General features: G+C 36.6%; 23 protein-coding genes. 15 read left to right on the top strand and 8 right to left on the bottom strand.

Annotated elements, in window-relative coordinates; genetic code table 11:
- Window positions 1-13: 13 nt before the first annotated feature.
- Window positions 14-370 (bottom strand): hypothetical protein, encoded by a 357-nt coding sequence (locus PGC35_RS02425; RefSeq protein ID WP_375218049.1) that lies wholly within the window; start codon window positions 368-370, stop codon window positions 14-16.
- Window positions 337-1,134, bottom strand: coding sequence for an S-layer homology domain-containing protein (locus tag PGC35_RS02420; protein WP_375218048.1), 798 nt, complete (start codon window positions 1,132-1,134; stop codon window positions 337-339). The genes PGC35_RS02425 and PGC35_RS02420 overlap by 34 nt, the downstream gene beginning before the upstream one ends.
- 308 nt (window positions 1,135-1,442) lie before the next feature.
- Here PGC35_RS02420 and PGC35_RS02415 point away from each other — a divergent pair, with 308 nt between their 5' ends.
- From PGC35_RS02415 to PGC35_RS02380, 8 genes are all read left to right on the top strand, one after another.
- Window positions 1,443-2,693 carry an Nramp family divalent metal transporter gene (locus tag PGC35_RS02415; protein WP_375218047.1) on the top strand — a complete coding sequence of 417 codons (1,251 nt, stop codon included), beginning with the start codon at window positions 1,443-1,445 and terminating at the stop codon, window positions 2,691-2,693.
- A gap of 12 nt (window positions 2,694-2,705) precedes the next feature.
- Window positions 2,706-3,722 (top strand): NAD-dependent epimerase/dehydratase family protein, encoded by a 1,017-nt coding sequence (locus PGC35_RS02410; protein WP_375218046.1) that lies wholly within the window; start codon window positions 2,706-2,708, stop codon window positions 3,720-3,722.
- Complete coding sequence (locus PGC35_RS02405; RefSeq protein WP_375218045.1) at window positions 3,722-4,780, top strand: dihydrodipicolinate synthase family protein; 1,059 nt, start codon at window positions 3,722-3,724, stop codon at window positions 4,778-4,780. The genes PGC35_RS02410 and PGC35_RS02405 overlap by 1 nt, the downstream gene beginning before the upstream one ends.
- A gap of 58 nt (window positions 4,781-4,838) precedes the next feature.
- A complete protein-coding gene (locus PGC35_RS02400; RefSeq protein WP_375218044.1) occupies window positions 4,839-6,161 on the top strand; it encodes a GGDEF domain-containing protein in 1,323 nt (440 codons plus the stop codon).
- Window positions 6,158-7,027: a Gfo/Idh/MocA family oxidoreductase gene (locus PGC35_RS02395; protein WP_375218043.1), complete on the top strand. Its 870-nt coding sequence runs from the start codon at window positions 6,158-6,160 to the stop codon at window positions 7,025-7,027. The genes PGC35_RS02400 and PGC35_RS02395 overlap by 4 nt, the downstream gene beginning before the upstream one ends.
- Window positions 7,028-7,281: 254 nt before the next feature.
- Entirely contained in the window at window positions 7,282-7,890 is a 609-nt protein-coding gene (locus tag PGC35_RS02390; protein WP_375218042.1) for an NUDIX hydrolase, read from the top strand.
- 158 nt (window positions 7,891-8,048) lie between these two features.
- Entirely contained in the window at window positions 8,049-8,768 is a 720-nt protein-coding gene (locus tag PGC35_RS02385; protein WP_056827917.1) for a 3-ketoacyl-ACP reductase, read from the top strand.
- A 480-nt stretch (window positions 8,769-9,248) separates the two neighbouring features.
- Window positions 9,249-11,846 carry a bifunctional 2',3'-cyclic-nucleotide 2'-phosphodiesterase/3'-nucleotidase gene (locus tag PGC35_RS02380; protein ID WP_375218041.1) on the top strand — a complete coding sequence of 866 codons (2,598 nt, stop codon included), beginning with the start codon at window positions 9,249-9,251 and terminating at the stop codon, window positions 11,844-11,846.
- A gap of 222 nt (window positions 11,847-12,068) precedes the next feature.
- Here the strand turns inward: PGC35_RS02380 and PGC35_RS02375 are convergent, their stop codons facing one another.
- Both PGC35_RS02375 and PGC35_RS02370 read right to left on the bottom strand, forming a co-directional pair.
- Window positions 12,069-13,022, bottom strand: coding sequence for a nuclease-related domain-containing protein (locus PGC35_RS02375; RefSeq protein ID WP_375218040.1), 954 nt, complete (start codon window positions 13,020-13,022; stop codon window positions 12,069-12,071).
- A gap of 436 nt (window positions 13,023-13,458) precedes the next feature.
- A complete protein-coding gene (locus PGC35_RS02370) occupies window positions 13,459-13,869 on the bottom strand; it encodes a hypothetical protein (protein ID WP_375218039.1) in 411 nt (136 codons plus the stop codon).
- Window positions 13,870-14,201: 332 nt separating this feature from the next.
- Here PGC35_RS02370 and PGC35_RS02365 point away from each other — a divergent pair, with 332 nt between their 5' ends.
- The 6 genes from PGC35_RS02365 to PGC35_RS02340 all read left to right on the top strand — a co-directional run bounded on the left by PGC35_RS02365 (window position 14,202) and on the right by PGC35_RS02340 (window position 19,157).
- Window positions 14,202-14,654, top strand: a complete 453-nt coding sequence (locus PGC35_RS02365) for a PTS mannitol transporter subunit IIA (protein ID WP_375218038.1) — start codon at window positions 14,202-14,204, stop codon at window positions 14,652-14,654.
- A complete protein-coding gene (locus PGC35_RS02360; protein WP_375218037.1) occupies window positions 14,651-14,914 on the top strand; it encodes a PTS sugar transporter subunit IIB in 264 nt (87 codons plus the stop codon). The genes PGC35_RS02365 and PGC35_RS02360 overlap by 4 nt, the downstream gene beginning before the upstream one ends.
- Window positions 14,915-14,935: 21 nt before the next feature.
- On the top strand, window positions 14,936-16,201 hold the full coding sequence (locus PGC35_RS02355; RefSeq protein ID WP_375218036.1) for a PTS ascorbate transporter subunit IIC: 1,266 nt from the start codon (window positions 14,936-14,938) through the stop codon (window positions 16,199-16,201).
- Window positions 16,202-16,283: 82 nt separating this feature from the next.
- Window positions 16,284-17,132, top strand: coding sequence for a transketolase (locus PGC35_RS02350; RefSeq protein WP_375218035.1), 849 nt, complete (start codon window positions 16,284-16,286; stop codon window positions 17,130-17,132).
- A gap of 2 nt (window positions 17,133-17,134) precedes the next feature.
- A complete protein-coding gene (locus tag PGC35_RS02345; RefSeq protein ID WP_375218034.1) occupies window positions 17,135-18,067 on the top strand; it encodes a transketolase family protein in 933 nt (310 codons plus the stop codon).
- A 682-nt stretch (window positions 18,068-18,749) separates the two neighbouring features.
- The gene (locus tag PGC35_RS02340) at window positions 18,750-19,157 is read left to right on the top strand and encodes a hypothetical protein (RefSeq protein WP_375218033.1); all 408 of its coding nucleotides are present in this window, start codon (window positions 18,750-18,752) and stop codon (window positions 19,155-19,157) included.
- Window positions 19,158-19,213: 56 nt separating this feature from the next.
- Here PGC35_RS02340 and PGC35_RS02335 read toward each other — a convergent pair whose 3' ends face one another.
- From PGC35_RS02335 to PGC35_RS02320, 4 genes are all read right to left on the bottom strand, one after another.
- Window positions 19,214-19,588: a carboxymuconolactone decarboxylase family protein gene (locus PGC35_RS02335; RefSeq protein ID WP_375218032.1), complete on the bottom strand. Its 375-nt coding sequence runs from the start codon at window positions 19,586-19,588 to the stop codon at window positions 19,214-19,216.
- Between the two features lies 1 nt (window position 19,589).
- Entirely contained in the window at window positions 19,590-21,224 is a 1,635-nt protein-coding gene (locus PGC35_RS02330; protein WP_375218031.1) for a thiamine pyrophosphate-binding protein, read from the bottom strand.
- 15 nt (window positions 21,225-21,239) lie between these two features.
- Complete coding sequence (locus PGC35_RS02325; RefSeq protein WP_375218030.1) at window positions 21,240-23,465, bottom strand: EAL domain-containing protein; 2,226 nt, start codon at window positions 23,463-23,465, stop codon at window positions 21,240-21,242.
- A gap of 633 nt (window positions 23,466-24,098) precedes the next feature.
- Window positions 24,099-24,881: a hypothetical protein gene (locus PGC35_RS02320; protein WP_375218029.1), complete on the bottom strand. Its 783-nt coding sequence runs from the start codon at window positions 24,879-24,881 to the stop codon at window positions 24,099-24,101.
- Between the two features lie 596 nt (window positions 24,882-25,477).
- Here PGC35_RS02320 and PGC35_RS02315 point away from each other — a divergent pair.
- Entirely contained in the window at window positions 25,478-26,353 is an 876-nt protein-coding gene (locus PGC35_RS02315) for a helix-turn-helix domain-containing protein (protein ID WP_375218271.1), read from the top strand.
- Window positions 26,354-26,380: the final 27 nt, after the last annotated feature.

Here is a 26,380-nt window from a genome sequence, read left to right as displayed (position 1 = left end):
TTAGGTAAGTATTTTACTCGTTTTGTGGGGTAAGTACGTGTAACCATTCTCCATCTTCTTTCACTTCTGGAAGGATAGTCGTATAGCTGATATCTATATATTTGTTCTTTTTGTTTTTATCGCTGTATAGAGTAGAAGTTTTGGCATTTACTATAGCGATAGAACAATTAGTTGTATCTGTTGTTGTCTCATATAAATGGGAACTAGGAACCCAACCAGGATATCCTTCCTTTTGATAAGGTACATACTGATCTTTTATTGCAATTTTGGTCCACTTTCCGCTTTTTTGTAGAACGACTACTTCATCGCTTGAGTCTCCGTTTTGCCTACGAGCCACTATTTCTGTGATAAATTCATACTTTTCATCCACTTAGAAATGTCCACTGGTTTGTTGATAGAAGCTCGGTCCACAGCTCGGTCAATGCCGGGTTTATGCCAAAGAGATGTAACTTGAACATTTACTTTAACTTTTTTTGTTTTGCTAGGCTTCTCACAAGAGACAGCTTCAGGAATTGGAGTAAAAGGAACCTTCCGGAAATCTGGATTTAAAGTACGAGCAAGTTGAATGGCAAAATCCACTTTCGTAATGTTAGCGAGTGGTTTATATGTATTGTCTGAATAGCCTGTGGCAATTTTGTTTGCTTGCAAAATATTGATAGACTCTGAAACCCAATAATTTGCTAACACATCCACAAAAGGCGTTTTAACTGTACCCTTAAAATCAAAAGCTCTAACAAGAAAGACTGCGCTTGCCCCTCTTGTAAAAGGAGCATCTGGATTAAATGCACCATTCTCATCTGTTTTCATTATCCCTTCATCCACAATGGCAGCAATAATTGGGTAACCGGCGTGATCTGGAGTTATGTCAGTGAAAATAAGTGCAGACCGATTTGTCGTATCTAATCCTAAAGATTTTATTATCATCTCAGCAGCTTCTAGGCGTGTTATCTCTTTATTAACGTCAAAATTCTTCGTTGGATCTCCTTTTATTATTCCTTTAGTAGCTAAAAAATCCAACTCAGCTTTAGCAGAATATGTATCTCCTACATCTTTAAATAACGGAGCCGCAGAAACAGTGCTAAATGTTGAAAATAAAACAATAAATGCAGTAATAAAAACTAGTAATCTCTTCATCTTTCTAAATCTCCTTTAAAATGAAAGGACACAATGTTATGGATCACACCCCATTCTTTATATTCATTTTAGATTGAAGATATTACTTCTATAGTAATATCGTCTGTTTAGTAATTGCTTTTAACCTTGTGTTTGCTTTTCTATATGTAAGCTATCTTAGGTTTGTCGCGTTCACAGTTTCATTTGTCTCGCTCATCCTTATTATGGAATTCCTCCTTAATTAAAGACGTATTTAAGTCATGTCATTAATTGTTTTGATAAGCTAATATAATTATATAAGTATTCAGAATAATTAATTAGATGGGGGAATGAATGTGAATGAAGGGGCAAAATTGGGAGCTGTGACAAGTAGGAAGGTTAGCACAAAGAAAAATATTTTTAATTATCTAGGTCCTGCTTTAATTACTTCGGCGTTGGTTCTTGGTCCTGGTAGTGTTACGTTGTCGTCCAAAATAGGGGCGGTTTATGGGTCTCAATTAGTATGGACGCTTGTATTGGCTGTCATTCTGATGATGGTCTACACAGAAATGAGCACGAGGATTGGAATAGCAGCGAAATCGAGTTTCATAGAAGTTATTAAGGAAAAATGGGGTTTTGTAGCTGGATTACTAATAGGTATAGGGGCATTTCTCGTAACTGCATCCTTCCAAGCAGGAAATGCGATTGGTACAGGTATAGCCGTATCTACAGTTACTAATTTGAATCCGACAGTTTGGATTGTCATTTTTACGTTATTATCCATTGCTTTGTTGTTTGCAAAACAATTTTATCAAATTCTAGAAAAACTAATGCTTGTTTTGGTAGTCATTATGCTTTTGGCTTTTCTTATTACCGTAATTTTGGTTCAACCTTCTTTAGTTGATATTTTTAAAGGGTTCATCCCAACTATTCCTAAAGGAAGTACAGGGTTAATCATAGCGCTATTTGCAACGAGCTTTTCTATTGTAGGTGCCTTGTATCAATCGTATTTAGTAAAAGAAAAAGGCTGGAAGATTTCTGATGCAGGTAGTGGCAGAAAAGAATCATTCTTAGGTATTTTTCTTCTAGGTTTTATTTCATTTCTTATTATGATTACTGCTGCAACAATTTTAAAACCACAGGGGCTCATCGTAAATGATGCTACTGAAATGGGGTTGGCGTTAGAACCGCTTTTCGGAAGTTGGTCTACATTTGTTTTCATGCTTGGTTTGTTTGGTGCATCCTTTTCATCTCTTATGGGAAATGCAACAATCGGTGGATCTTTATTGGCGGACGGTTTTGGAGTCGGAAATAACTTATCGAATATGAAAGTAAAATTTTCAATAATTCTCGTTATACTCTTTGGTTCCGTGATTGGGATTGTTTTTGGATCAGCACCATTGAATTTAATTATCTTTGCACAAGCAGTGACGATTTTTGTTGTACCTTTCATCGCTATCTCGATTTTAGTCGTTGCAAATGATGAGAAGGTTATGGGCGAGCTTAAAAATAAAACGCTAAGTAATGTTTTAGGGATTATAGGATTGCTCGTATTATTTTATCTAGCATTTAACAATGTAAAAAACATCTTTTTTTCTTAAGGGGGATATAGGTTGAAAACAGTTGAAGAATTAGAAAACTTAATGACAGAACCATCTGCTGCATTGATTGAGGATATGGTTAATATAGAAGGTAATATCATTATTCTAGGTATTGGTGGGAAAATGGGGCCAACGCTTGCGGTGATGGCAAAGAGAGCGATCGACGAGGCTGGTATTAATAAGAAAGTAATCGGTGTTTCTCGTTTTTCATCTGGGACATTGAAAGAGGATTTAGAAAGCGCCGGAATCGAGACAATTGCTGCTGATTTACTAAACGAAGAAGAGTTGAAGCGTCTACCTGTAGAGAAGAATGTGATTTATATGGCAGGTAATAAATTCGGGACTACTGGTAATGAGCATTATACATGGGCAATGAACGCTTATTTACCTGGTAGAGTAGCAGAACATTTTAAAGGTTCCAATATTGTTGCGTTTTCAACGGGGAACGTATATCCATTAGTGCCTGTATATTTTGGAGGGTGTGAGGAGCTTCATCCAGTTGCTCCAGTTGGGGAATATGGCCAATCCTCTTTAGGTAGGGAAAGAGTTTTCACTTATTTTTCCCAAAAGGATCAAACGCCTCTCACTATTTTTAGATTAAATTATGCGATTGATATGCGGTATGGAGTAATACTTGAAATCGCTAGATCCGTTTATAATGAAAAGCCGCTTGATTTATCGATGGGACATGTAAATGTTATTTGGCAGGGGGATGCCAATGAATATGCGATTCGCTCGTTATTGTTGGCAAGTACACCTCCAACTATTCTTAATGTAACTGGTCCAGAAACACTTTCCGTTAGATGGCTCGCTAACGAATTTGGTCGCTTGTTTGGTAAAAAGCCTGTCTTTGTTGGAGCAGAGCAAGATAATGCACTGTTAAATAACGCAAGTAAAGCGCATAAATTATTTGGTTATCCGCGAGTTTCCATAAGAGAAATGATTGAATGGACAGCTGATTGGGTTGCGAATGATGGAGAGACGATTAATAAACCAACTCACTTCCAAGAGAGGAAGGGGGAGTTTTAATGGCATTAACACCGGAGTTAATTAAGCATTTACATGATGGAGCATTTATTCCAGCTCATCCTCTAGCCTTGACTAGAGATAAAAAGCTGGATGAGAAGGCGCAGAGAAGATTGACAAGATACTATATGGAAGCTGGTGTAGGTGGAATTGCTGTAGGTGTTCATACGACTCAATTTGAAATTCGAGATCCTGCTTTTAATTTATATGAAACGGTTCTTAGAGTTGCGATGGAAGAAGTAGAGAAAGCTCAATTACAACGCCCCTTCTTAAAAATTGCAGGTGTTTGCGGAGGCACTGAGCAAGCGTTAGAAGAAACAAAAATTGCTAAATCTCTTGGGTACGATATGGTATTATTAAGTAACGGTGGATTAAATGAATATTCTGAAAAGGAACTTTTGGAAAGAACGAAAGAAGTGGCAAATGAGTTGCCGGTGTTTGGATTCTATCTCCAACCAGCTGTAGGTGGCCGAGTTTTCAGTTATGATTTTTGGGAATCGTTTGCGGAAATACCAAACGTAGTAGGAATTAAGATTGCTCCATTCAATCGTTATCTTACTTTAGATGTATTACGTGCTGTGTGTGCTTCTTCCAGAAGAGATGAAATTGCGCTTTATACAGGAAATGACGATAATATTATTGCGGATTTATTTACCTCATATGCTTTTGAAATGGAAGGTAAAATAGTAACTAAACAAATTGTTGGTGGACTTTTGGGACATTGGTCCGTATGGACGCATGAAGCAGTAAAATTGTTTGAACAACAAAAACTTGCTCGTGAAAGTAATCAAGTCGATAAGAAATGGTTTACTATTGCTCAAAATGTAACAGATGCGAACACTGCATTCTTTGATTCCAAAAATGATTTTAAAGGAAGCATTGCTGGAATTAATGAGGTTCTAAGAAGACAAGGACTTCTACAAGGGAATTGGTGTTTAATGGATCATGAAGTATTAAGTTCTGGACAGTCAGAAGAAATTGACCGTGTCTATGTGACCTATCCCGAGTTAAATGACGATGAATTCGTTCAGTCTTTTCTTAATAGGGAAAGTGTAAGATAAAGAAAGAGGAAAAGACACATGATGAGATGTGTCTTTTCACGTTGGAGGCCAGGATGCTATGAAAACAAATATAACGGTTGGGGTAATTGGGCCACTTTGGATTCGCGAAACGCTCATAAGGTGCTTTGATCTCTTTCCTACTATTCAGCCTATTTTTCGATTGTCGGATGTGCTGGAGGAAGCGAAAGATTTCACAATAGAACTTAGAGATAAGGTAGATTGTTTATTTTATTCAGGCAGAATACCGTACCTAGTTGCTAAAGAAGAAGTACCGATGGATATTCCTGCATTTTATATTCCTTTAAAAGGCTCCGGTCTCTACCAAGCACTTTATAAATTGAAAGCTAAAAAGAATCTCACTCAAATAAGCTTTGATGGGATTCAAAATGAATATATAGAAATAGTAAAAAATAATTTAGAAGAAACATTTACGTATTGTAATTTTAAAGACATGGTCTCCAATGAAAATGTAGAGGATTTGGTTAATTATCATCTAGATAACATAGCAAAAAATCAGGATACAGTTGTAATAACAAGTTTGAAATTAGTAAGTGAATCCTTGACAAATAAAAACGTTCTCAACGAATGGTTAAAGCCTTCCGAGGAAGATATTATTGTTGCAATCGAAAGAATGCTGCTAGGAACGAACCAACGAAAACAAAAAGAGATGCAGACTATTATAGGGAGAATCTTTATAGAAAATACCTCTTCTCCCATCAATGATTTTATGACGGAGCATCAGCTACAAAAACGAAACCATGCTATCTATCGTATGCTCCTTCATTTTGCGGAACAAATGAGTGGTTACTTAACCGCTCTAAGCAGCAATGAATATTTGTTTGTAACGAATAGAGGAATTTTTGAGCGAATTACAGAAGGGTATAAGTTTTTGCCGATTGTAGATGAAGTAAAGAAGAAATTGGGTGTTCACTTATCCATTGGGATTGGATTTGGTTTTTCGGCCTTGGAGGCTGGTTCTCACGCAAGAGTAGCGCTTATTCAAGCGCAAGATAGTGGAGGATCTTGCTGCTTTATCGTGAGGGAAGACCGAAGTGTTTTTGGTCCGATCGATTTGATTGCCCCATTGAAATATCCATTAGCAATGACAGATCAATTATTAATTAACAAAGCCGAGATTATCGGTATGAGTGCAGCAAATATGGAGAAAACAATGGCATTAATAAAACGAAAAAAGAAAAACGAGTTCACAGCTCATGAACTTGCTTCCGTTTTAGGAATTACACCAAGGAGTGCCCACCGAATTATCCAGTCTTGGTTGGACGGCAAATTAATAAAAGTAATAGGTATGGAAAAAATATCAAGAAGAGGACGACCACGACAAGTTTTTTCTCTTCTAAAAAGTGAGGAGAGTAGCGTATGAATATCGGTTTAATCGGCTTAGATACCTCTCATAGTGAGATTTTTACGAGATTACTGAATGATTCAAGTGACCCTCATCATGTTAAGGGGGTTAGAATATCTCATGCTATTCCTACCTTTTCGAAGGATTTGCCAATAAGTGCGGATAGATTCCCACAGTATTTTGAATTAGTTACAACGAAGTATGGAGTAGTACCTGTTGATGATGTTGATGAATTTATGAATTTGGTCGATGCAGTAATTATTGGAACGGTTGATGGTAGAAATCATTTAGATTGGTACAAGAAAGTTGTGGGTTATGGCAAACCGGTTTTTATTGATAAGCCGATTGTGATGAGCAGTACGGAGATGAAAGAAGTGATTAAGCTAAGTAAAGGGTTTAATACATCTGTAATGAGCTCCTCTTCTTTAAGATTCTCAGAATCAGTTATGACAGCGGCGTCTAATAAAGATCTTCTTAGCGGTTATTTCTTTGGGCCGACTCCATTGCAAGAGCAAATGCCCGGGTATTTTTGGTATGGAATTCATTTAGTTGAAATGGTTGTCACCCTTTTTGGAACGGCAGTGGATCATATGGAACTGAAGGTTCTACCAGATTGTGAGCAATTACATTTAACTTTTTCAAATGGCAATCACGTGATCATCCGTGGAGAAAACGCATGGCATAATAGATTTGGAGCAGTACTTCATTCAAAAGAACACGTGCATACACTGAAACTCTGGGAAGAAGAAAAACCATACTATGCAGGACTGCTAGAGCATGTCGTTAAATTTTTTGAAACAGGGGTTACACCAGTTTCATTAAAAGAAACAGCAAATATTATTCATATAATAGAAAGAATCAATCAACTAAAAGAAAATAGTTAGATATGAATATAAGGAAGTCTCTTCTAAGAGGCTTTTTTGTTTTGTAGTGCTCGTAGCATAGTTTGTCGTGTTCGAGGCTTGGTTTGTCGCTCTTAAAGGATAGTTTGTCGTGCTCAAGGCAAGGTTTGTCTCGTTCAACCATTTTTTGGTATTATGGAAATCAAAAAACTAGTAGAATCCTTTTCGTGATTTCGGCTACAGTTTTTTCATGGTACGATGGAAGTATATGAAATAAAGTGGTAAGGAGGAATTTCATGTTTCTCGATAAAATTAAGAATGGACTAAAAGATCAACCTTTATTTATTGGCGAGGAGACAGCGATGCGGTTTGTAGTTTTGATTCCGCTTTTTCAAATAAATGACGAATGGCATGTTCTTTTTGAAGTGCGTTCAATGACGATGAGAAGTCAGCCAGGGGATATTAGCTTTCCAGGGGGACGAATTGATCCAACAGATGCGTCTCCGTCAGACGCAGCCATTCGAGAAACACATGAAGAATTAGGTATCGATCCAGCAAGCATCCATGTTCTTGGACAATTGAGTGTCTATATTCCAAACTCTTCGTTTATCGTTTATCCATTTGTAGCAACTATTGATCAACAAAAATATTCACTTAACAAACAAGAAGTAGAGGAAACTTTCACGATACCAGTCAAATGGCTGATAAACCATGAGCCTTACGTTCATTATGTACCCGTGCAACCGATGCCACCAACTGATTTTCCTTATGATAAGATTGCTAATGGCAATCAGTATCAATGGAGAGCTAGAAAAATAGAGGAATGGTTTTATGACTATGAGCATTATACAATTTGGGGTTTAACTGCTAGGATTTTAAAACATTTTATTGAAACGATTAAATAGAAATATACTTCACCTATTCAGTTACTTCTGCTGAATGCTAAATTGTCTGTCAGTTGCAAAGATACTTATCTTAAAGTCAGATTTGTTTCAACTATCCCCATTTTTAGATATACTGACTTTGAGTTTTGAAGTATTTAGAGTCAATGGGAGGTAACATGATGGGTGAAACATTATTAGGCAAAAACGCTATAATTACCGGTGCTGGAAGAGGAATTGGACGTGCAATTGCTCTTGCACTGGCTACTGAAGGAGTCAATGTGGGTCTTCTTGCACAATCGGAAGCAACATTGCAGGACGTTGCAAAGGAAGTAGAAGCACTCGGAGTGAAAGCAACAATTGCAAAAGCGGATGTGTCATCAATTGATGAAGTGAATCAGGCAATTGATTCATTGACGAATGAACTCGGTCAGGTGGACATTTTAATTAATAACGCAGGAATAGCGAAGTTCGGCAATTTTATGGATTTGGATGTAGCGGAATGGGAGAAAATAATTCAAGTGAACCTGATGGGCGTGTATTATGTGACACGTGCAGTTCTACCAGGAATGATCGAACAGAAATCAGGCGACATCATTAATATCTCCTCTTCAGCAGGACAAAAGGGAGCACCTTTGACAAGTGCATATAGCGCTTCAAAATTCGGGGTGTTTGGAATCACTGAGTCCTTAGCGATGGAAGTACGTAAGCATAATATTCGTGTGACAGCTTTAGCACCAAGTACTGTCGCAACAGATTTGGCTCTTGAAAATAAATTAACCGACGGCAATCCAGATAAAGTGATGCAACCGGAAGATATTGCAGAATTTATCGTTGCACAGTTGAAGCTGAACAAACGTATCTTCATTAAAGAAGCTGGCCTTTGGTCAACGAATCCATAAATCCGATTTGAATATAATAATAAACAATCAAGATCCATTTAGAGTAACTAAGTAAAAATCTCTATTCGGCAGATCTGGACTTCCGTTTGTTAGAAACTATCTAACAACTGGAAGTCCAGTTTTTTAATATAACGGGTTACTTAGTCGAGTTCTACGATAAACTATTTCATTCGCATTTTATACTGTCTAGCAGTAGTCATTAAAAAGAATAAAAAAAGATAAAAGAAATAAAGGAATTATTATTACAGGGTTGTTACTGGTGCCTGGCACCAGTAACAACCCTGTAATAATATCTAATATCCACATAATGTAAATTTTGTGGATAAAAATAACAAGGGATATTTTAACTATTTACATAAAGTTAATAATATTTCGATTGTCGTAGATATTGTTTTAGATTATCTTTAAATAGGGGTCTTATTATTCTGAAAATAGAGTGATAAGGTGAGAATTTGCACGATTAAAATTAGGAGGGGAATTATGAAGAAAAATACGATTAAAAAGTCTGTAGTGGCTGCGGCACTTGCGACGTCTTTGTTGGCTTCTACGAATGTAGGATTTGCTAATAGCTCGATGCAAGGTTTAGCGGATCAGGCGAAAAAAGAAATGAAAGCAGCTACTCATGGTTATGTAGTGTCTGCACAAAAGGGTAAATTAGCTACAAGTAAGGATTTATATCCTGCGCTAAACAAGGCGAAAGTAAATTACGAAAAAGCGAAAAATGCCATTTTTAATTCTAAAGAAAAAAATAAAGCTGCTTTGTTAGTAGATTTGAACAAACAATATAATGATAGTATTGCAAAAGGTCTTATTCCTTATATTGATGCTTATAATTATGCGGACAAGTATTTGAATCCAATTATGGCAGATATCAAGAAGGCAGAGGCTGAAAAAGACTGGGCAAAAGTAGAGAAATTATACCATCAACTTTCTTATCAATTAAAAGGTCGTACGGCTATTCTATATAGAATTACAGGTAAAGCCGCAAGAGATTTATTGTTAGAGCATTACAAAAAACCAGCGGACCTAAAGCGTGACCAGTTACGAGTACCTGTCACTATTTATATGAAGGTAGTTCAAGCGGAAAATTTATTAACAGCTGGTAAAAAAGAAGAAGCAGTAAAGGTATTAGAAACAATGAAGCCATTGCTTGATAAGTTACCTTCTACTAGCACCCTGCCAATGTTGAAAGATTTACTTGAAAGAGTAGAGGCAGTATTGAAAGCAGCTGGTGTAGATTCAACTCCAACTGGTGACACAGTTTCTTTACGTATTTTAGGTACATCTGATATTCATACAAATATCGTGAACTATGATTATTACAAAGATACAGTTTCTAATAGCCTTGGACTTGCTAAAACAGCTACATTAATCAAAAATGCACGTACGGAAAACAGCAATACTCTATTGTTTGATAACGGAGATGCAATCCAAGGTACTCCACTTGGTTCTTACAAGCAAGCGGTAGACAAACTCGTTGACGGAGAAGAACATCCATCTGTAACGGCGATGGAATTACTGAAATATGATGGAGCAACGTTTGGTAATCATGAATTCAACTATGGCGTTGATTATTTAGATGAAGTAACAGATGATGCGAACTTCCCTTATGTAAATGCAAATATCCGCGATGCAGCTACAAAAAAATTAGCTTATACACCTTATGTATTAATTGACAAAGAAGTAGTTGATGCAAAAGGTAAAAAATCAACGATTAAAGTAGGGGTTACTGGTATCGTACCTCCGCAAATCTTGAAATGGGATAAATCTCATTTAGAAGGAAAATTAACGGTCGACGATTCTGTTCAAGCTGTAGAAGCAATCGTTCCTGAAATGCAAAAAGCAGGAGCAGACGTAATCGTTGTTCTATCTCACTCTGGTCTTGGCGATACGAAGCATGAAGTAGGAGAAGAGGATGTTACGTATTTATTGACAAAGGTTAAAGGTGTAAATGCAATTATTACTGGACATGCTCACCAAGTATTCCCTGGTAAAGTGGACGCTTCTTTAACGAATGTTGATGTAGCGAATGGAACGATCAATGGTGTTCCAGTTGTAATGCCTGGTAAATTCGGCAGTCATTTAGGTGTAATTGATTTAATGCTTGAGAAAAAAGGAAATAAGTGGTCAGTAGCGTCTTCTAAAGCAGAAGTTCGTACAATTGCGAAGGATGCTACAGACGTTGATCAAACCGTTGTAAATGCAGTGAAAGAAGCACACGAAGGTACAATCAATTATGTTCGTAAAGCCGTTGGAACAACAACAGCAGACATTCATAGCTACTTCTCACAAGTGCAAGATGATCCATCCATCCAAATCGTAACCAACGCTCAAACAGTTTATGTGAAATCAAAACTGAAAGGTACAACAAATGAAAACCTACCAGTGCTTTCTGCTGGTGCACCATTCAAAGCTGGAACTAGAAGTGATCCTGAATACTACACATTCGTTCCAAAAAGCGAACTGGCAATTAAAAACGTAGCGGATCTATACCTATATGACAATACACTTGCGACTGTTAAAGTAACAGGAGCAGACGTTAAAGAATGGTTGGAAATGTCAGCTGGTCAATTCAATCAAATTGATGCAGCGAAAACAGGGGAGCAACAGCTGATCAACGCTGATTTCCGCTCATACAACTATGACGTAATTGACGGCGTAACTTATGAAATAGACGTAACACAACCTGCAAAATACGATGCAGATGGTAACCTGAAAAATGAAAGTTCATCTCGTATTAAAAACTTACAATACAATGGCAAACCAATTGATGTTAAACAAGAATTCATCGTTGCAACAAACAACTACCGCGCAAACGGAACATTCCCAGGCGTACGTAATGCAACAGCTATCGAAATATATCCAGATGAAAACCGCCAAGCAATCATCGACTATATTTTAGCAGAGAAAACAATCGATCCAACTGCAGACGGCAACTGGAAATTTGCTGCATTACCGGCTAATGCTAATGTAGTATTTGAATCATCGAAACAAGCTGAGAAAGTAATCCCTGCAGATGGTAATATCAAATACATTGGTGAAGGCACCGATGGATTTGGGAAGTATTCAATTAAATAAAGAGAAGCCTCTAAACCTTTTGATGGTTTAGAGGCTTTTGCTTTTCACTCTAGTGAAAAGATTCAATTTAATAGGTTTGTTGCTTTGGGCATTTGTTTGGTCGTCTTCGAGGTGTTGTTTGTCGTACTCGCCTGGAAAGTTGTCGCGTTCACAGTGTATTCTGTCTCGTATAGACATTTACTGGGAATAAATATAAAAACTATTTGCCAATGCAAATAGCTTTTACTTAAATAGAGACATAGTATATTCAGTTTTTCTAGATTTACCACTAGCTATTAGCTTATTATTTTTTAGAATCCTGGTGGCTTCGTGTTTGTCTTGTAAATGAAAGAATCTCCGGCATTCTTGATTGTTAATAATATCTTTGTAAATTAGAAAGTAGTCTTTTAAAGTATGTTCGTGTGCTAACTTGCTGAAATTTCTACACCTTGGACAAACCCAGTTTCTGCTCACTTTTTTCATGCCAATGTATGCACAAGCAGGACATTCTACTCCGGTCATAATATCTGAAGGATCTATAGAATAGTATCTGCTTAATGGAAAAGAGTTGTATTCTCTGTTTTTGATTAGAATCCAATTCTTAATCTTGTCGAGTTCTTCATTGGTTAAGATAGAATTAGTCGTGTTTAATTCTCTAATAAAATTCCGAATTTCATTTGTTAATAAAAAAACTGTATCGACTGGAGCAGTTTTAACATAAGAGCTCGCAAATGCAAATGTGACTGCGCCGTAAATTGGGATTTTTATATTGAGGCTTTTAAAAAGTTGGGATAGTTGGTATTTGTATTCTTCGAGTTGGGGAATAGGGCTTTTAAAAGAATTTTTTTCACCGTTCGTTTTTGTTCGAACTAGTATGCTAGGATTAGTAAGAATTTCAATTTCTCCAGAGATATTTTTGACTTCTAAAATAAGTGCAAAGTTAGGGGAGATTATAAGGATATCAACTTGAAAACTAATTTCTGAGTAAAGATGGAGGTTGTGAAAAATATAAAACTTATGGGATAATTTCAATTTTTCTAATTCTCTCATGACAGCTTTTTCACCGATATTACCAGCGATTTTTTGCATCATTTCGTCACGAATATAGTTGTATTTGGGATGTGTTTTGCGTAGTCGTTTGGAGAAAGCAACAAGTGCATCTGAGTGGAGTGTATTTGCATATTGCTTCGCTATCAATAATGATCACCTCATCAGTAGATTAGCATAAAGGTGGGTAGGAATCCACTAATGGAATGAAAACTATAAAACTGTAAAGTCTGTTTGTTTGTCGCCTCGGTACGGTGATTTGTCTTGTTAAAGGCTATCTTTGTCTTGCTCGCACAATAAATTGTCGCGTTTACAGCATACTTTGTCTCGTATATCCATTTTACTGGAATCTACACGTTGATTAATAGCTTCTTGCGCAGCAAAGAGCCCTAACCATTCATTTTAGCCTGGAACGAAAAGCTTTTTTAACTTTAGACAGTAGTTTGTCGTGTTCAAGGTTATCTTTGTCACGCTCGTTCAATAAATTGTCTTGCTCACAGACCATTCTGTCTCGAACAGCCATTAACTACCAAATTAATCTGTAAAACACAAAAAAGCCCTTCGCCTAAGCAAAGGACTCTCTCAATTATGATTTCTGCGTAGTACCTTCTAGCTGCGTATGATTCTCCTGTTTAGCTGGTGAATCATTATTATCTCCAGGCAATGACTCTTCTGTTTCAGGTAATTTTTTCTTGTGTGATTTAGGATATGCTTTTTTCGATTCTGATTTGGATTTGTTGTCTTGTACATTTTCGTTAAAGTATTGAACGCTTGTCATAGCACCTTCTTCAACCATTCGATTGTCATCTGGATCCTGTGGGTCGGAGAAGCCTGTTTTCGTTGCAAGATTTGGTTTGAATTTTTGAGAATCTATATAGGATTTTGCTTTAGTCTTTGTGTTTTTCATTTTTGTTTTCGAACTCTCTTTATTTATATACATAAGCGCAAAGGCAGTTATACCACCTAATAGAAAAGCACGTTTACTTCCTCTTTCCATTTCCAACACTCCCTTTTTTGGTTTTCTATTATAATACCCACTTTTCATTTAAAGAAAACCGCATCACCATAAAAGTTATTTCATAATATTAGTTTTCTGAGTTTTCGATGAGTTTGTTTAAGACTTTAATGGACATTAAGTAACAGTCCTTTCCTCTTAATATATCATCCACAATACGGAAAATAGTATATATGAAGTGAGCATTTTTTCTTTTTCAAGGCTATTCAATGCGCTCATTATTGAAGTTAGCTAAACATACAATATGAGAAAAAAGAACTTAACTGAAAAGAGTAATGAAAGCGCATACAATCATTTGTCAAAGGAGTATGAAAATGAATCGAAGAATAATAGAAGAAAATTCAATTCGGCTAAAAGTCTCGGCAAGAAACTGGGAAGAAGCAGTGAGGATATGTGGGGAAGTGCTTGTGGATACTGGAAAAGTAGAAATGACTTATGTCGAGGCAATGATAAATAATATTAAAGAGTATGGTCCCTATATATTAATAGCGCCTGGTGTTGCATTACCTCATGCTCGTCCAGAAGATGGTGTTAAAGAAGAAGGAATTTGTATTGTTCACTTACAAGATGAAGTAGCTTTTGAGCCTGGAAAAGAGTTTAAGGTATTAATTGGTCTAGCCGCTAGAGATAAAGAATCCCATCTAAATATTTTAAGGAAAATTGCGGAGGTGATTTCAGAAGAGAAAACGATAGAGCAACTAAAAAATGCAACAGGGCTACAGGAGGTTCTGACATTATTTAATGGAAAGGAGGAGCTGGAGCCATGAAAATATTAACTGTATGCGGAATGGGATTCGGATCAAGTATGATGTTGAAAATGACCATTGAAAAAATTCTAAAGGAAAAAGGTATTAAAGCAGATGTAGAAACAGCCGACTTTACTACGGCATCTAGTACCTATGCAGACATAATTTTTACAAATGAAGAATTTGCCAGACAGCTGAATGATGGGAAAGTTAAAGTCGTTAGTATTAAAAACATTGCCGATGCCAATGAAGTGAGAGCTGGATTGGAGTCTGTGTTATAAAACATATGAGAGGATGGAAGTATGGCTTTCTTTGAGTTCTTAATGAATGAGATTTTAAGCATTCCTGCGGTATTAGTTGGTTTGATTGTTTTCATTGGTCTTATTTCACAACGAGCTGCTTCTACAAAAGTTATGTCTGGTACTCTAAAAAGTATTATTGGCTTCCTTATTTTAGGAGCAGGTGCAGGGGTAATTGTAGGTTCTCTTGATTCGTTAGGAGGGATTATTAAAGAAGCATTCAATATTCAGGGAGTGATCCCGAATAACGAAGCAGTTGTTGCTTTGGCACAGCAATTGTTTGGAGCGGAAACAGCACTCATTATGGGTTTTGGATTTATTGCTAATATTTTATTTGCTCGTTTTACTCCATGGAAATATATCTTTTTAACCGGTCATCACACATTCTTTATGGCGGCATTATTATCTGCAGTTTTAGGAACAGCAGGACTAAACGGTGCAGCATTAGTTATTGTCGGTTCCTTGCTATTAGGATTTTTCATGGTCTTGATGCCAGCACTAGGGCAACCATTTATGAAGCAAGTGACAGGTAGTGACGACATTGCAATTGGACACTTCGGTACGTTTGGATATATTTCTGCTGCTCTAATTGGTAAGTGGTTTGGAAATAAAGAAAAGTCCACGGAAGATATCAAAATCTCCGAGAAATGGTCATTCTTAAAAGATTCATTAATTTCCACTGCTTTAACAATGGTAGCGATTTTTATTATTTTAGCTGTATTAGCTGGTTCGGATGTAGTGTCTAATTTCGCTGGTGATCAAAACTACATTATGTTCAGTATCATGCAAGGTATTACGTTTGCGGCTGGTTTAAGTATTATCTTACTCGGTGTACGTATGATTCTAAATGAAATCGTTCCTGCATTCAAAGGAATTGCAGATAAGATTGTTCCTGGTGCAAAACCAGCTCTGGATGTGCCGATTGTTTTTCCATATGCACCAACTGCAGTGATGATTGGTTTCCTTTTTAGTTTTGCTGGTGGGCTTATTAGTATGGCAGTTTTAGGCGTATTGTCCTTGCCACTTATTATTCCGGGCCTTGTGCCTCACTTCTTCACTGGAGCAGGTGCAGGAGTATTTGGTAATGCGACGGGTGGTCGAGTTGGAGCTGCTGCTGGAGGTTTCGTTAATGGGGTCTTGATCAGTTTCTTACCAGCCTTCTTATTACCAGTGTTGGGTGACCTTGGTTTTGCGAATACAACATTCGGTGATGCGGACTTTGGTGTAATTGGTATTATCATAGGATTCATTGCAAGTCTATTTAGCTAATATTATTGGTAGCCTTCTTCTTTATCCAGTGAGAGGGCTACTTTTATCTTAATGAATACATAACTCCTGAAGGGGGCAATGAATGAATAATTCTACCCAAACGATTGATGAATTAATAAGAACTGCAAATGAACTGAGAAAAAGAATTTTATTTACAGCTCATTATAAAAAACAGGGGCATGTAGGTGGGTCTCTCTCATGTGCTGATATTTTAACAGTTTTGTTTTTTAATCAGTTAGCTATTGACCCATCGAATCCTAAATGGGAGGATCGAGATCGATTTGTGTTATCAAAAGGGCATACAGCACTCGGTCTTTACGGAATACTTTCGCTTAGAGGCTATATTCCAGAAGAGGAATTAAAAACTTTCGATCAATATGAATCTCGACTTCAAGCTCATCCGGATATGACTCGATTAGATGCACTTGATATGTCTACTGGTTCACTAGGTCAAGGGTTATCAATTGCAGTCGGAATGGCATTAGGCGCTAAAAGATTAAAAAAAGATTTTCACGTCTATTGTTTAATCGGTGATGGTGAGTCCCAAGAAGGCCAAATTTGGGAAGCGGCCAACATTGCTGAAAAGTACAACTTAGATAACCTTATTGTCCTGTTGGATCAAAACGGTCTTCAACAATATGGGTGGAAAAATGAAGCGGATCGTAAGCCTCCTGAACAAAAGGCAAAAAGAAAATTTGATAGTTTTGGATTTGAAACATGGGAAGTAGATGGACATTCTATAGCGGATTTAGTGCAAGTTTTGACGGTTGCTAAGAAGAGCTCGAATGGACTTCCTAAAGCAATTATCGCGAATACGGTAAAAGGCAAAGGAGTCAGTTTCATGGAACATAATTATCAGTGGCACTCAAAAGCACCAAATGATGAGGAGTACCGAATGGCTTTAACCGAACTAGAGGGAGGATTCGACTAAGTATGTTATTAAGTGTAAGAGATCAATTTGGAAAGCACTTGGCTAAATTAGCGAACGAAGACTCAAAAGTTCTAGCATTAGATGGAGACCTTGGAAACTCTACTCGTCTTGATACAGTAGAAAAAGAAACAAAGGATTCTTTTCTACAGATGGGGATTGCAGAACAAAATATGGTAGGGGTTGCCGCAGGGTTAGCATCCGTTGGACTTCAGCCATGGGTTTGCAGCTTTGCCACTTTTCTAACAAAAAGAGCATTCGATCAAATTGTGGTCAGTGTTGCTCAAACAAATTTTGATGTGAAATTAGTAGGAAGTTATAGTGGACTACTGACAAGCAACACAGGCAAAACACATCATGCTTTAGAGGATCTAGCAATGATGTCAACAATCCCGAACATGACGGTCCTAGCTCCCGGCGACGCAAATGAAACAGTTGCTGCAATGAATGCCATGTATCAAACAAAAGGCCCAATCTACTTAAGATTAACACGAGATGAAACGATACCTGCTTTTTTAACAGATTTGGATTTTGAGATTGGAAAGGGTAAAACGCTTAGAGTGGGGACGGACATCTTGGTTGTAAGTACAGGGAGTACGACCTACCGAGTGTCTAAAGCGATTGAAAAAATCAATGGCGTTTCTATTGCGCATCAACATTTCCCAACGATAAAGCCATTTGACAAAGAATTGTTAATCGAAGGTGCAAAAGATGTGCAACTTGTCGTCACGGTGGAAGAACACTATATACGTGGTGGTTTAGGTAGCATTGTTTCGGAAATCTTATCAGAACACCTACCTAAAAAAGTCTACAGAATTGGAGTTTCTGATGCGTTCTCTGGTTGTGGGACAGATGCTGAGTTATTAGAAGCACATGGACTTTCTAGTGGAAAAATAAAAGAACATATCATCAATAAATGGAACGAAGGATTCAAGTAAATTTCAAAAAAATATATTATTCCTTTAGCTGTTCATCTTATCGGTATTCCCAAAAACTATGAAACAAACTCAGAGAAATTAAAATCATAAGATTTATTCTTCCCGTTCCTTAATATAGGAATGGGTTATTTTATGTTTTCAAAGATTTTAGTGAATAAATTTCATTTCCGAAATAAGGGGAGAGAGAGATGTAATGCTTTTTTCTATCATCTTGAAGGAGTAGGTGCTTAAAAAGAGAATGTTATTATCACTTGTTGCTGTACTTTACTGACTTTTAAGTCCCTTCCTATCTCCTAACAACTTTCATTGCCTCCTAAATATCGCAACAACCTTTTAACTTTTTCTTTAGTGTCTAACATTTACGGGGCAGTTTAAAAATATTCGACAACTTTTTTATTATTAAAACTATTTTTTGCGATAAAATACATAGAAACACTAAACCTATGTAAGTGGCTGAAAAACGCATATCATCCAATCAAAAGAGAAAAATAAATTGTGACGTGCTTAAATTTTTCAAGATTTAATTCCGATACTCTTTAATATAGGTTGGATTGATTGAGCTTATGTTAAGATGCCAAAAATTGGACCTGTTTCTAGCAAAATAATATATATAATACTAGCTTCCTTCAAGGTATTATTAAAGAGAAGTGTAGACTATTAATAATATTTTGGAGGAAATACAGTGAAAAGTAAGTTGATAAAACCCCTCGTTTGGATCACCATTGTGGGAGGTATTATATATGCTATCAATTGGTCTACTTCAGTTATGCCAGTTGTGTATGAAGATGCGACAGATGAAATGGTTGATGACATAAATTTAAGGCTCCAAGAAATAGTCGACAATTCAAACGGTGTCATTACAGAAATGTCATTCGACTATACAGGTTCTTTTTATCAAGTAGATATCTATATGGATGAAAACTTTTGGCAAGGATTAAACAACTCGGATAAAGACTCTTTTGCAACTACTACCGGAACGAAGGTGCAAGATATACTTCCTGATTCGACAATTGTGGATTTCTACTCAGCAGAAAATGGTGATATGTTGGTGGAGGGTGACGTCTTTGGAGCGTATAAGATAGTACGGTAAAATGCGTCCCTGTATAATAGACAATTCTGAATTGTTTCTTACGCAGGGACGTTTATTTATTCTGTTTCCTTAAAAATCTCCCCAGCAATCCCCATTGCCTGTACGGCTTTTGGAAAACCGACGTATCCAGCACAGTGCATGATTAGCTCGATAATTTCTTCTTTAGAGAGCCCAACGTTAAGAGCTGCTTGTAAGTGAACTTTCAGCTGATCGAACGCTCCTTGTGTGATAAGTGATGTGAGTGTGATGACTTCCCGTTGTGCGTGGGAGAGCGTATTTCTTCCGTAAAGATCTCCAAATCCAAAGGACACAATCATTTCCCAAAAGTCAGGTGAAATACTTTTCATCCCTGCCATACCATTACGTACTTCTTCGGAGAATAATTCTTCCATTGCTTGTTTTCCGGACTCGAATCGTTCGTTATTTTCCATCTTACTGCCTCCCCATAGTTGGTGGTATTTCGTTTTCATCAACTAATGCTTCAATCACGATTGGTTTGTTTGTTTCTTCGATTCTATGTAATGCTTCTTTAATTCGATCAGTTAATTCATATGGATTATAACAGGTATATGCTTCCAGTCCCATCGATTCGGCAAATCGGGTGACATTGAGCGGAGTCTCGTAAACACCACCGATAGATGTGCCAATCATTTTTTGCATCCCTTTTTCCACCATGTCGAGTCGTCCATTATTCAAAACGATGAACAAGACAGGGGAGTTATAATTGTACGCAGTGGAAAGCTCTGTACCGTGCATGAACATACATCCATCCCCAACTAAGCATACAATTGTTTCATTTGGGGCTGCTAGTTTCGCACCGATGGAATAGCCAATTCCATTGCCCATTGCACCGAATATGTCATCAAAGAAGAAAGTCCCAGGCTTGTATATATCAAAGTATTTGATACCGTAAAAAGAGTGGCTTCCATCATCTCCGAAAATAATCGCTTCATCTGGAAGCGAGTAACGCATCGCCCGTAATACTTGGACTGCAGACATCCGCTCTCCTGGATTATTTTCCTGAAGCTGAATTTCCTCGAATGGTCTCAAAAATGCTTCGCTATCGGTTTTCGGTATATCTTTTAAAATAGCTGTTAGATTTGCTTTTATATCTCCTAGAACTGGAGTAGTTGGTACTTGGATTGATTTCCCGATAAAGGTCGGGTCATAATCGAAGTGAATAATATGCTCTGGATACATCGCTTCCGATAATCCAGCGATGGACATATCACTTAGCTTTGATCCGATGACTAACAATAGGTCAACATTCTCTTTTAAGTATGCGGTTGCTTCGTCGGTACCACCCAATCCGAATGCACCTAATGAAAGCGTATGATTGGAAGGAAAAACTCCTTTTCCTCCTGGTGTGGTAATGACAGGGATGTTCCAATGCTCTGCAAGATGCTGTACTTCTTCGTAGGCTTTACTTGAATGAACGCCTTTTCCTAGGAATAGAAGGGGACGTTCGGCAACATTCAGTTTATCGATTACTTCATTCGTTTTAGGTGAAATCATTTCATAGGATACTGGTAACTCTAGTTGGAACGGTTCAATCTCTTCTAATAAAATATCAAACGGGATAGACAGATGCACAGGTCCTTTTACACCTGATAGAGCTTTTTCCAGTGCATGCTGCAGGAACGGCTGTAGCATATCACCTCGTTCTACCCGTGCACTAAACTTCGTAACAGATCTAAACATATCTACAAGATCAGCACCGAATATACTAGAGTCTTGTCCCATTGCTTTTCCAGTATCTTTCATCGAAGGGTGTCCAGTGATGATTAATAGTGGTAGATTAGAAGCTTTTGCTTGGCCGGCAGCTGTAAGTAGGTTAGTCCCACCAGGTCCAGATGTACCAACTGCGACGCCGATTTTCTTATTCATCAAGGCATAGCCGGTAGCTTCAAATCCTGCGGCTGCTTCGTGTTTACTTAATACAAATTCCATTTCATGGTGTAATATCTCGAATAATATAGGGGATACAGCCTTTCCTGGAATGCCAAAAATATGATGTATTCCCCAATGTTTAAAATTTGCTACTAATACAGATGAAGTAGTTTTCATGCTGTCATTCTCTCCCTATGGTTGTTCTATATAAATCTTCTCAATTTCATCCGCGGAAAGTGGTTTGCTAAAGAAATAACCTTGTGAGATATCACACTGATGAGTTTTCAGGAAATCAAGTTGTTCCTTTGTTTCCACACCTTCTGCGATTACTTCCTTATGAAGGTTATGTGCTAATGAGATAATTGCTTTTACAATGATGGCATCCTTCTCGTTGTTCATTAATTCATTCACAAAGGATTTGTCGATTTTAATATAATCAATTGGAAAATTTTTAAGATAATTGAACGAGCTATAGCCTGTTCCAAAATCATCAATACTGATGCCAATACCGAGAGCTTTTAGTTGTTCCAATACTTGAATGGAGTAGTCGTACTCCATCGCCATATATTCGGTTATTTCCACGACTACATATGCTGGATCGATAGCTGTACGTTTCAATACATTTTCCATATATGGTATCAGATTTCCGGTAAGAAATTGCTGCGTGGATAGGTTAACGGACATTTTCACAGGTGTCATTCCAGCATCATGCCATTTTTTGTTTTGAGTACAGGCCTCATCGATGACCCACTCTCCAATTTGAGTAATCAATCCGTTTTCTTCTGCTAGTTTTATAAATTTTCCTGGAGGTATCAGACCTAACGTAGGATGCTGCCAACGAATTAGCGCTTCAAATCCAACCAATTTACCGGTGTCGTTATTAATCTGGGGCTGATAATAGAGAACAAACTCATTATTCTCCAATGCTCTTCTTAAATCTACCTCGAGCATGTATTCGTCCATCATTGCATCTAATAATTCGGAGGTATGAACGACATAGCGATTTTTCCCTTGAGATTTTGCCTGGTACATCGCATTATCGGCATAAACCATGAGCTGTTCCATTGTAATTGGATGGTTGGGATAAATCGCAACCCCAATACTCGCTGTCGTATGTAATTCTTTTCCGCTGACATGAAAAGGTTGCAGCAACAGTTGGAGTATCTCTTCCGCTTTTTTCGTGACATAATCCGGTTCAACAAAATCTTTCAGTAGGAAAATAAATTCATCGCCACCCATTCGAGCGAGCATATCCTTTTCCCCAAGACAACCACTCAAACGTTTACTTACCTCGATTAAGAGTTTATCCCCGTATGAATGATTAAAGTTATCATTAATGATTTTAAAACGATCCAGGTCTATAAATAAAAGGGCTAAAGTTCTATTGCGACCAGCATTTAATTCCTTAATAATGGATTCTATTTCCTTATTAATATATCGTCTGTTTGGTAGATTTGTTAAATCATCATGATATGCTAAGTAGTTATACTTCTCCTGCAGTATGTAACGATCTGAGATGTCCCTAAACTGACCAAAGGCTCCTATCATATTGTCTTCTTCATATATGGGCTGTGCATCGAACAAGCAGACAATGAGGTTGCCCGCGTCATCTTTAAATTTTATTTCTTCATTTTTAAATATCTTTTTCTGTTCAAGCACTTCTTTAAAATACTCGCCCGTTAGATCCGATTCAAGAATATTTCTTCCCACTACCGAATCTCTACTAATATTTGAAATTTTTTGGGCAAAGCTATTAAATTCGGTAGTGATCCCTTTCTCATCTGTAATTACAATTCCGTTTCTTGTTCTACTTAACATAATCTGATTCATAATATTAAGCTTTTTATTTTGTTTTCTTAATAATAATTCTCTTTCGATTGAATCAACTGCCTGAGTTAGCATCGTTAAGAAAAGTTCATTCTGAAACTGGATAGGCATCATGATACATACACTACCAAGCAAGTTGTTTTCATCCGTATAGTGAAATGCAGTCCCGTAACAAGCAATATCATGAAGAAACGTATGATAATGTTGTTCGCCAATAATACTGATCGGATGCTTTTGTTGCAACGACAGACTAATAACATTCGTACCTGTATCTTCTTGGGTGAATAGACTGCCAGACTTAATACCGAATTGTTCAATGGTAGACTTTATCGTTTCATCTCCTTCAATTTCAAGAAGATAACCAGTTGCATCCGAAACAACAACAAGTATCGGTGTACCTTTTAAGGAATCCAGTAGCTTATTCGAGAAAAAACTCACAACTGACAGTATTTCGCTATAATATTTTCTCTTCTGTTCAAACTCTACTTCGCTTAAAAAGGTCTTTGGTCTTGATACCACATTCGGATCCATCCCGGCCTCTATACACTTTCTCTTAGATTCTGTAATGTAGTTCGGTTCCGTTGTTTTCATGTTTTCCTCCTTAAACCTTTATATATAATTTATACCCTAGTCTAAAAGAGTTGATATTTTTTATAGTAAAAAGGAATTCGTTTCCACTCTGGTTAAATTAATACAAAATGACCGATAGAAAGAATTCCCAATGGTACTAACTTTACCGCAAAACATTGTTAAATTCAATGTTAGGGGAAACGCTTAGACGGTTCTCCTGTTCCACTGACATCTTTGGCCAGAATTCAATGAGAACCTGGAAATTCAAACGATTTTTTCTGTTGTGTTTCAAATAACTAATTGTTTATTCTGTGAAAAAAGAATCTATTTTTTGGTATAATTTTGATGTTAAGAGAGGAATATTACTTCGAAAATGGCAGAGGCAATTACTAGATGCTTATACTGATTATAGAGGAAGAAATCTCTAAAATTAACTAGATTGATGCAAGAATGCTAAGGAACCAGTTATTGTGATGATTATCGGGGAGTTAAAGGCAGGGAAACAACTTTTATTAATGCCTTCTTTGTGAGAAGCTTGTCAATTCTGCTGTTGGAAGTAGGGGGAGCAGCACCAGTTCACAGATTGAAAGCTAAAAGCCGTCGAAATTGTATCTTCGACGGCTCTTTTTTGAATAGAAAATGACTTTTTATTAGTTAAAATTGTTTTTGTACTTCTATAATTTTGTAGCTTCCATTGTCTGTTTTAAGCAATGTAATTGTGTAAGTGTGATCATCTACGAGGCCATCATATTTTTGGTGCTCACTGATTTTCACAAGATTGGACACACCTTTTATGTTGTTTTTATCTACAGTTGGCGCTTGGTAGTGGGTGATAGATGTTTTATCCGTCCATGTTAAATTACTCACTACAAAGTAATTAGAGTTAATGTTATCCGTGTTTTGTGGGAAGTAATAATGTGTTACACCATCAATTTCTTTTTTCAACATACTGTTAGAAATAAATCGTGATGTAAACTCTTCAGCGAAATGAGGGCTGAAAAGTGTCAGAATCTCTTGTTTTGTATGGTAGCCACTTGTCGTGCTTACTTGTTTTGCTGCAGCTTCTTGGAAAAGCTTTTGAAAGGATAAGATTTCAAGCTTTCTCTTAGAAGGTGTTTCGTATTTGATCTTCGCATTTTTTTGTACAAAGCTTCCCGCACCTACACCATACAATCCATTTAAATTAGATTTGTAGCTGTAGACGCGGTATTCGTCGCCTTTTTTCAACGTACGAACAGTTGTAAGGGTACCATCAGATGTAAGTTTAACTAAAGGGGTATCTTGTAAAACTGTTACTTTACCAATTTGTCCAATTTTTAATTCTGTTTTGCCCCACATTATTTTTGCAGGTGTCTCTGCACTTGCTGAACCAACAGATGCAATAGACAATGAAACTAATAGGACTGTTAATGCGACGATTTTTAATATATTTTTCACTATATATCTCTCCTTTACGTTTAGTAAGTGAGCAACTATCATAACATGCTATTTTGGTAAATTATAGATTAAAAGGAACTAAAAAGTATGGCAGAGGGGGTGTCTAATGGGGGAGAGAAAGTATTGATATTTAATAGTAGAGAGTTAGCCAAAGAGTTTCAAAGGAATACTAACTTAGTAGAATTCTGCTGTTTGTCGTGTTCAAGTGTTTTTGCTGTTTATTTTAAAAGGTATATGAAGATGTTTGTCGAATCTTGCATTAAAGAATATAAAATTGCACAAGTTCTGATGAGGTAGCTTGTTTGGGATTTATCCAGCGTTGAAAGCAGCAAGGATTAACCCTAGTAAAGCCTTGAGGTTGGAATGATCCTAACTAATGACAAAGAGGCGATTTCTATATTGAAAATTAGAAAGTAACAAGCAGTCGAAGTAAATATTTTCGGCTGCTAATCATTTAGTATCCTTCAATTGCAAAGTATCTTTTTGAATTTAATAAAATCAAAGCTATGCTCAAATAAGGATGGGTTAAATGGAGAAAGATTTGCTATCTACATAGTAATTTTAGAAAATCCAAATATGAGGTGATTTGTTTGGAAATGAAATACTTAGGGCTAGAAATCAGTAAACTTAGAGCTGAATTGGGAATGTCTCAAAAGGAGCTTGCAAAAGATATTTGTACTCAGTCTACAATTAGTCGGATTGAGGCAGGTGAAGTTTATCCTGCAATAGATACTTTATTAAAAATTGCATTAAAGCTTCAGGTCCCTGTTGAATATTTAATTGAAATGCTATTTTATAAGAACGTATTGGAGAGTGAAAGACTAATAAAAGATATTGAGTTTCACTTAAAAGAGCATGACTATAAAAAGATAATTTCAATTATAAATAAAAATGAAATATCCTCGGAAAATATTTGGTTAAATTTTTATTTAGATTATCTTTTACAAACAGCTCATTATAATTTAAAAATGATTTCTCCAGAAGAATGTATCACCAATTTGAAGAATATTTTAATTTCATCCAATCAAACTACCATCCAGTTCCGTTTTTTGCATATAAAAATTAATAATACGATTGCCATCGTATATGCAGAAAACGGTGAAGCTAACAAAAGCTTATATTACTATAATAAAATCCTTAAGGAACATATTCATAAAAATTATAATGATTATAAGATTTATGAAACGCTTATTACAGTACTATATAACAAGTGTAAAGTACTGTATGACATAAATAATATTGAAGAAGCACTTGATACTGCTAATCAAGGAATAAGCAAAACCAAAGAAACAGGTATTATCTCCTTAGCAGGACAATTCTTATATTATAAAGGGCAATGCTTAGAAAAAATGGATTTTCCCTTTAAAGAAATAAAAGAAGTATACACGCAAGCTCTGTCTTTATTTGAATTTATGGAATTTCCTTTTTATATTAAAGCTATTAAGGAAAATAAAAAGCAGTACTTAAAGTAAGTTTAACCAGCGGTATTTTTTCTTTAA

Origin of the sequence: Psychrobacillus sp. PGGUH221 (genome assembly GCF_042055255.1) — a bacterium.
GTDB lineage: Bacteria > Bacillota > Bacilli > Bacillales_A > Planococcaceae > Psychrobacillus.
The sequence above is the reverse complement of the archived record's forward strand: the minus strand, read 5'-3'. Positions and strand labels throughout refer to the sequence as shown.

Coding starts and splice junctions, on each gene's coding strand:
- PGC35_RS02420 (WP_375218048.1), bottom strand. CDS start 1,134: ATGAAGAGATTACTAGTTTTTATTACTGCATTTATTGTTTTATTTTCA.
- PGC35_RS02415 (WP_375218047.1), top strand. CDS start 1,443: ATGAATGTGAATGAAGGGGCAAAATTGGGAGCTGTGACAAGTAGGAAG.
- PGC35_RS02405 (WP_375218045.1), top strand. CDS start 3,722: ATGGCATTAACACCGGAGTTAATTAAGCATTTACATGATGGAGCATTT.
- PGC35_RS02400 (WP_375218044.1), top strand. CDS start 4,839: ATGAAAACAAATATAACGGTTGGGGTAATTGGGCCACTTTGGATTCGC.
- PGC35_RS02395 (WP_375218043.1), top strand. CDS start 6,158: ATGAATATCGGTTTAATCGGCTTAGATACCTCTCATAGTGAGATTTTT.
- PGC35_RS02390 (WP_375218042.1), top strand. CDS start 7,282: ATGTTTCTCGATAAAATTAAGAATGGACTAAAAGATCAACCTTTATTT.
- PGC35_RS02385 (WP_056827917.1), top strand. CDS start 8,049: ATGGGTGAAACATTATTAGGCAAAAACGCTATAATTACCGGTGCTGGA.
- PGC35_RS02380 (WP_375218041.1), top strand. CDS start 9,249: ATGAAGAAAAATACGATTAAAAAGTCTGTAGTGGCTGCGGCACTTGCG.
- PGC35_RS02370 (WP_375218039.1), bottom strand. CDS start 13,869: ATGGAAAGAGGAAGTAAACGTGCTTTTCTATTAGGTGGTATAACTGCC.
- PGC35_RS02365 (WP_375218038.1), top strand. CDS start 14,202: ATGAATCGAAGAATAATAGAAGAAAATTCAATTCGGCTAAAAGTCTCG.
- PGC35_RS02360 (WP_375218037.1), top strand. CDS start 14,651: ATGAAAATATTAACTGTATGCGGAATGGGATTCGGATCAAGTATGATG.
- PGC35_RS02355 (WP_375218036.1), top strand. CDS start 14,936: ATGGCTTTCTTTGAGTTCTTAATGAATGAGATTTTAAGCATTCCTGCG.
- PGC35_RS02350 (WP_375218035.1), top strand. CDS start 16,284: ATGAATAATTCTACCCAAACGATTGATGAATTAATAAGAACTGCAAAT.
- PGC35_RS02345 (WP_375218034.1), top strand. CDS start 17,135: ATGTTATTAAGTGTAAGAGATCAATTTGGAAAGCACTTGGCTAAATTA.
- PGC35_RS02335 (WP_375218032.1), bottom strand. CDS start 19,588: ATGGAAAATAACGAACGATTCGAGTCCGGAAAACAAGCAATGGAAGAA.
- PGC35_RS02330 (WP_375218031.1), bottom strand. CDS start 21,224: ATGAAAACTACTTCATCTGTATTAGTAGCAAATTTTAAACATTGGGGA.
- PGC35_RS02325 (WP_375218030.1), bottom strand. CDS start 23,465: ATGAAAACAACGGAACCGAACTACATTACAGAATCTAAGAGAAAGTGT.
- PGC35_RS02315 (WP_375218271.1), top strand. CDS start 25,478: ATGAAATACTTAGGGCTAGAAATCAGTAAACTTAGAGCTGAATTGGGA.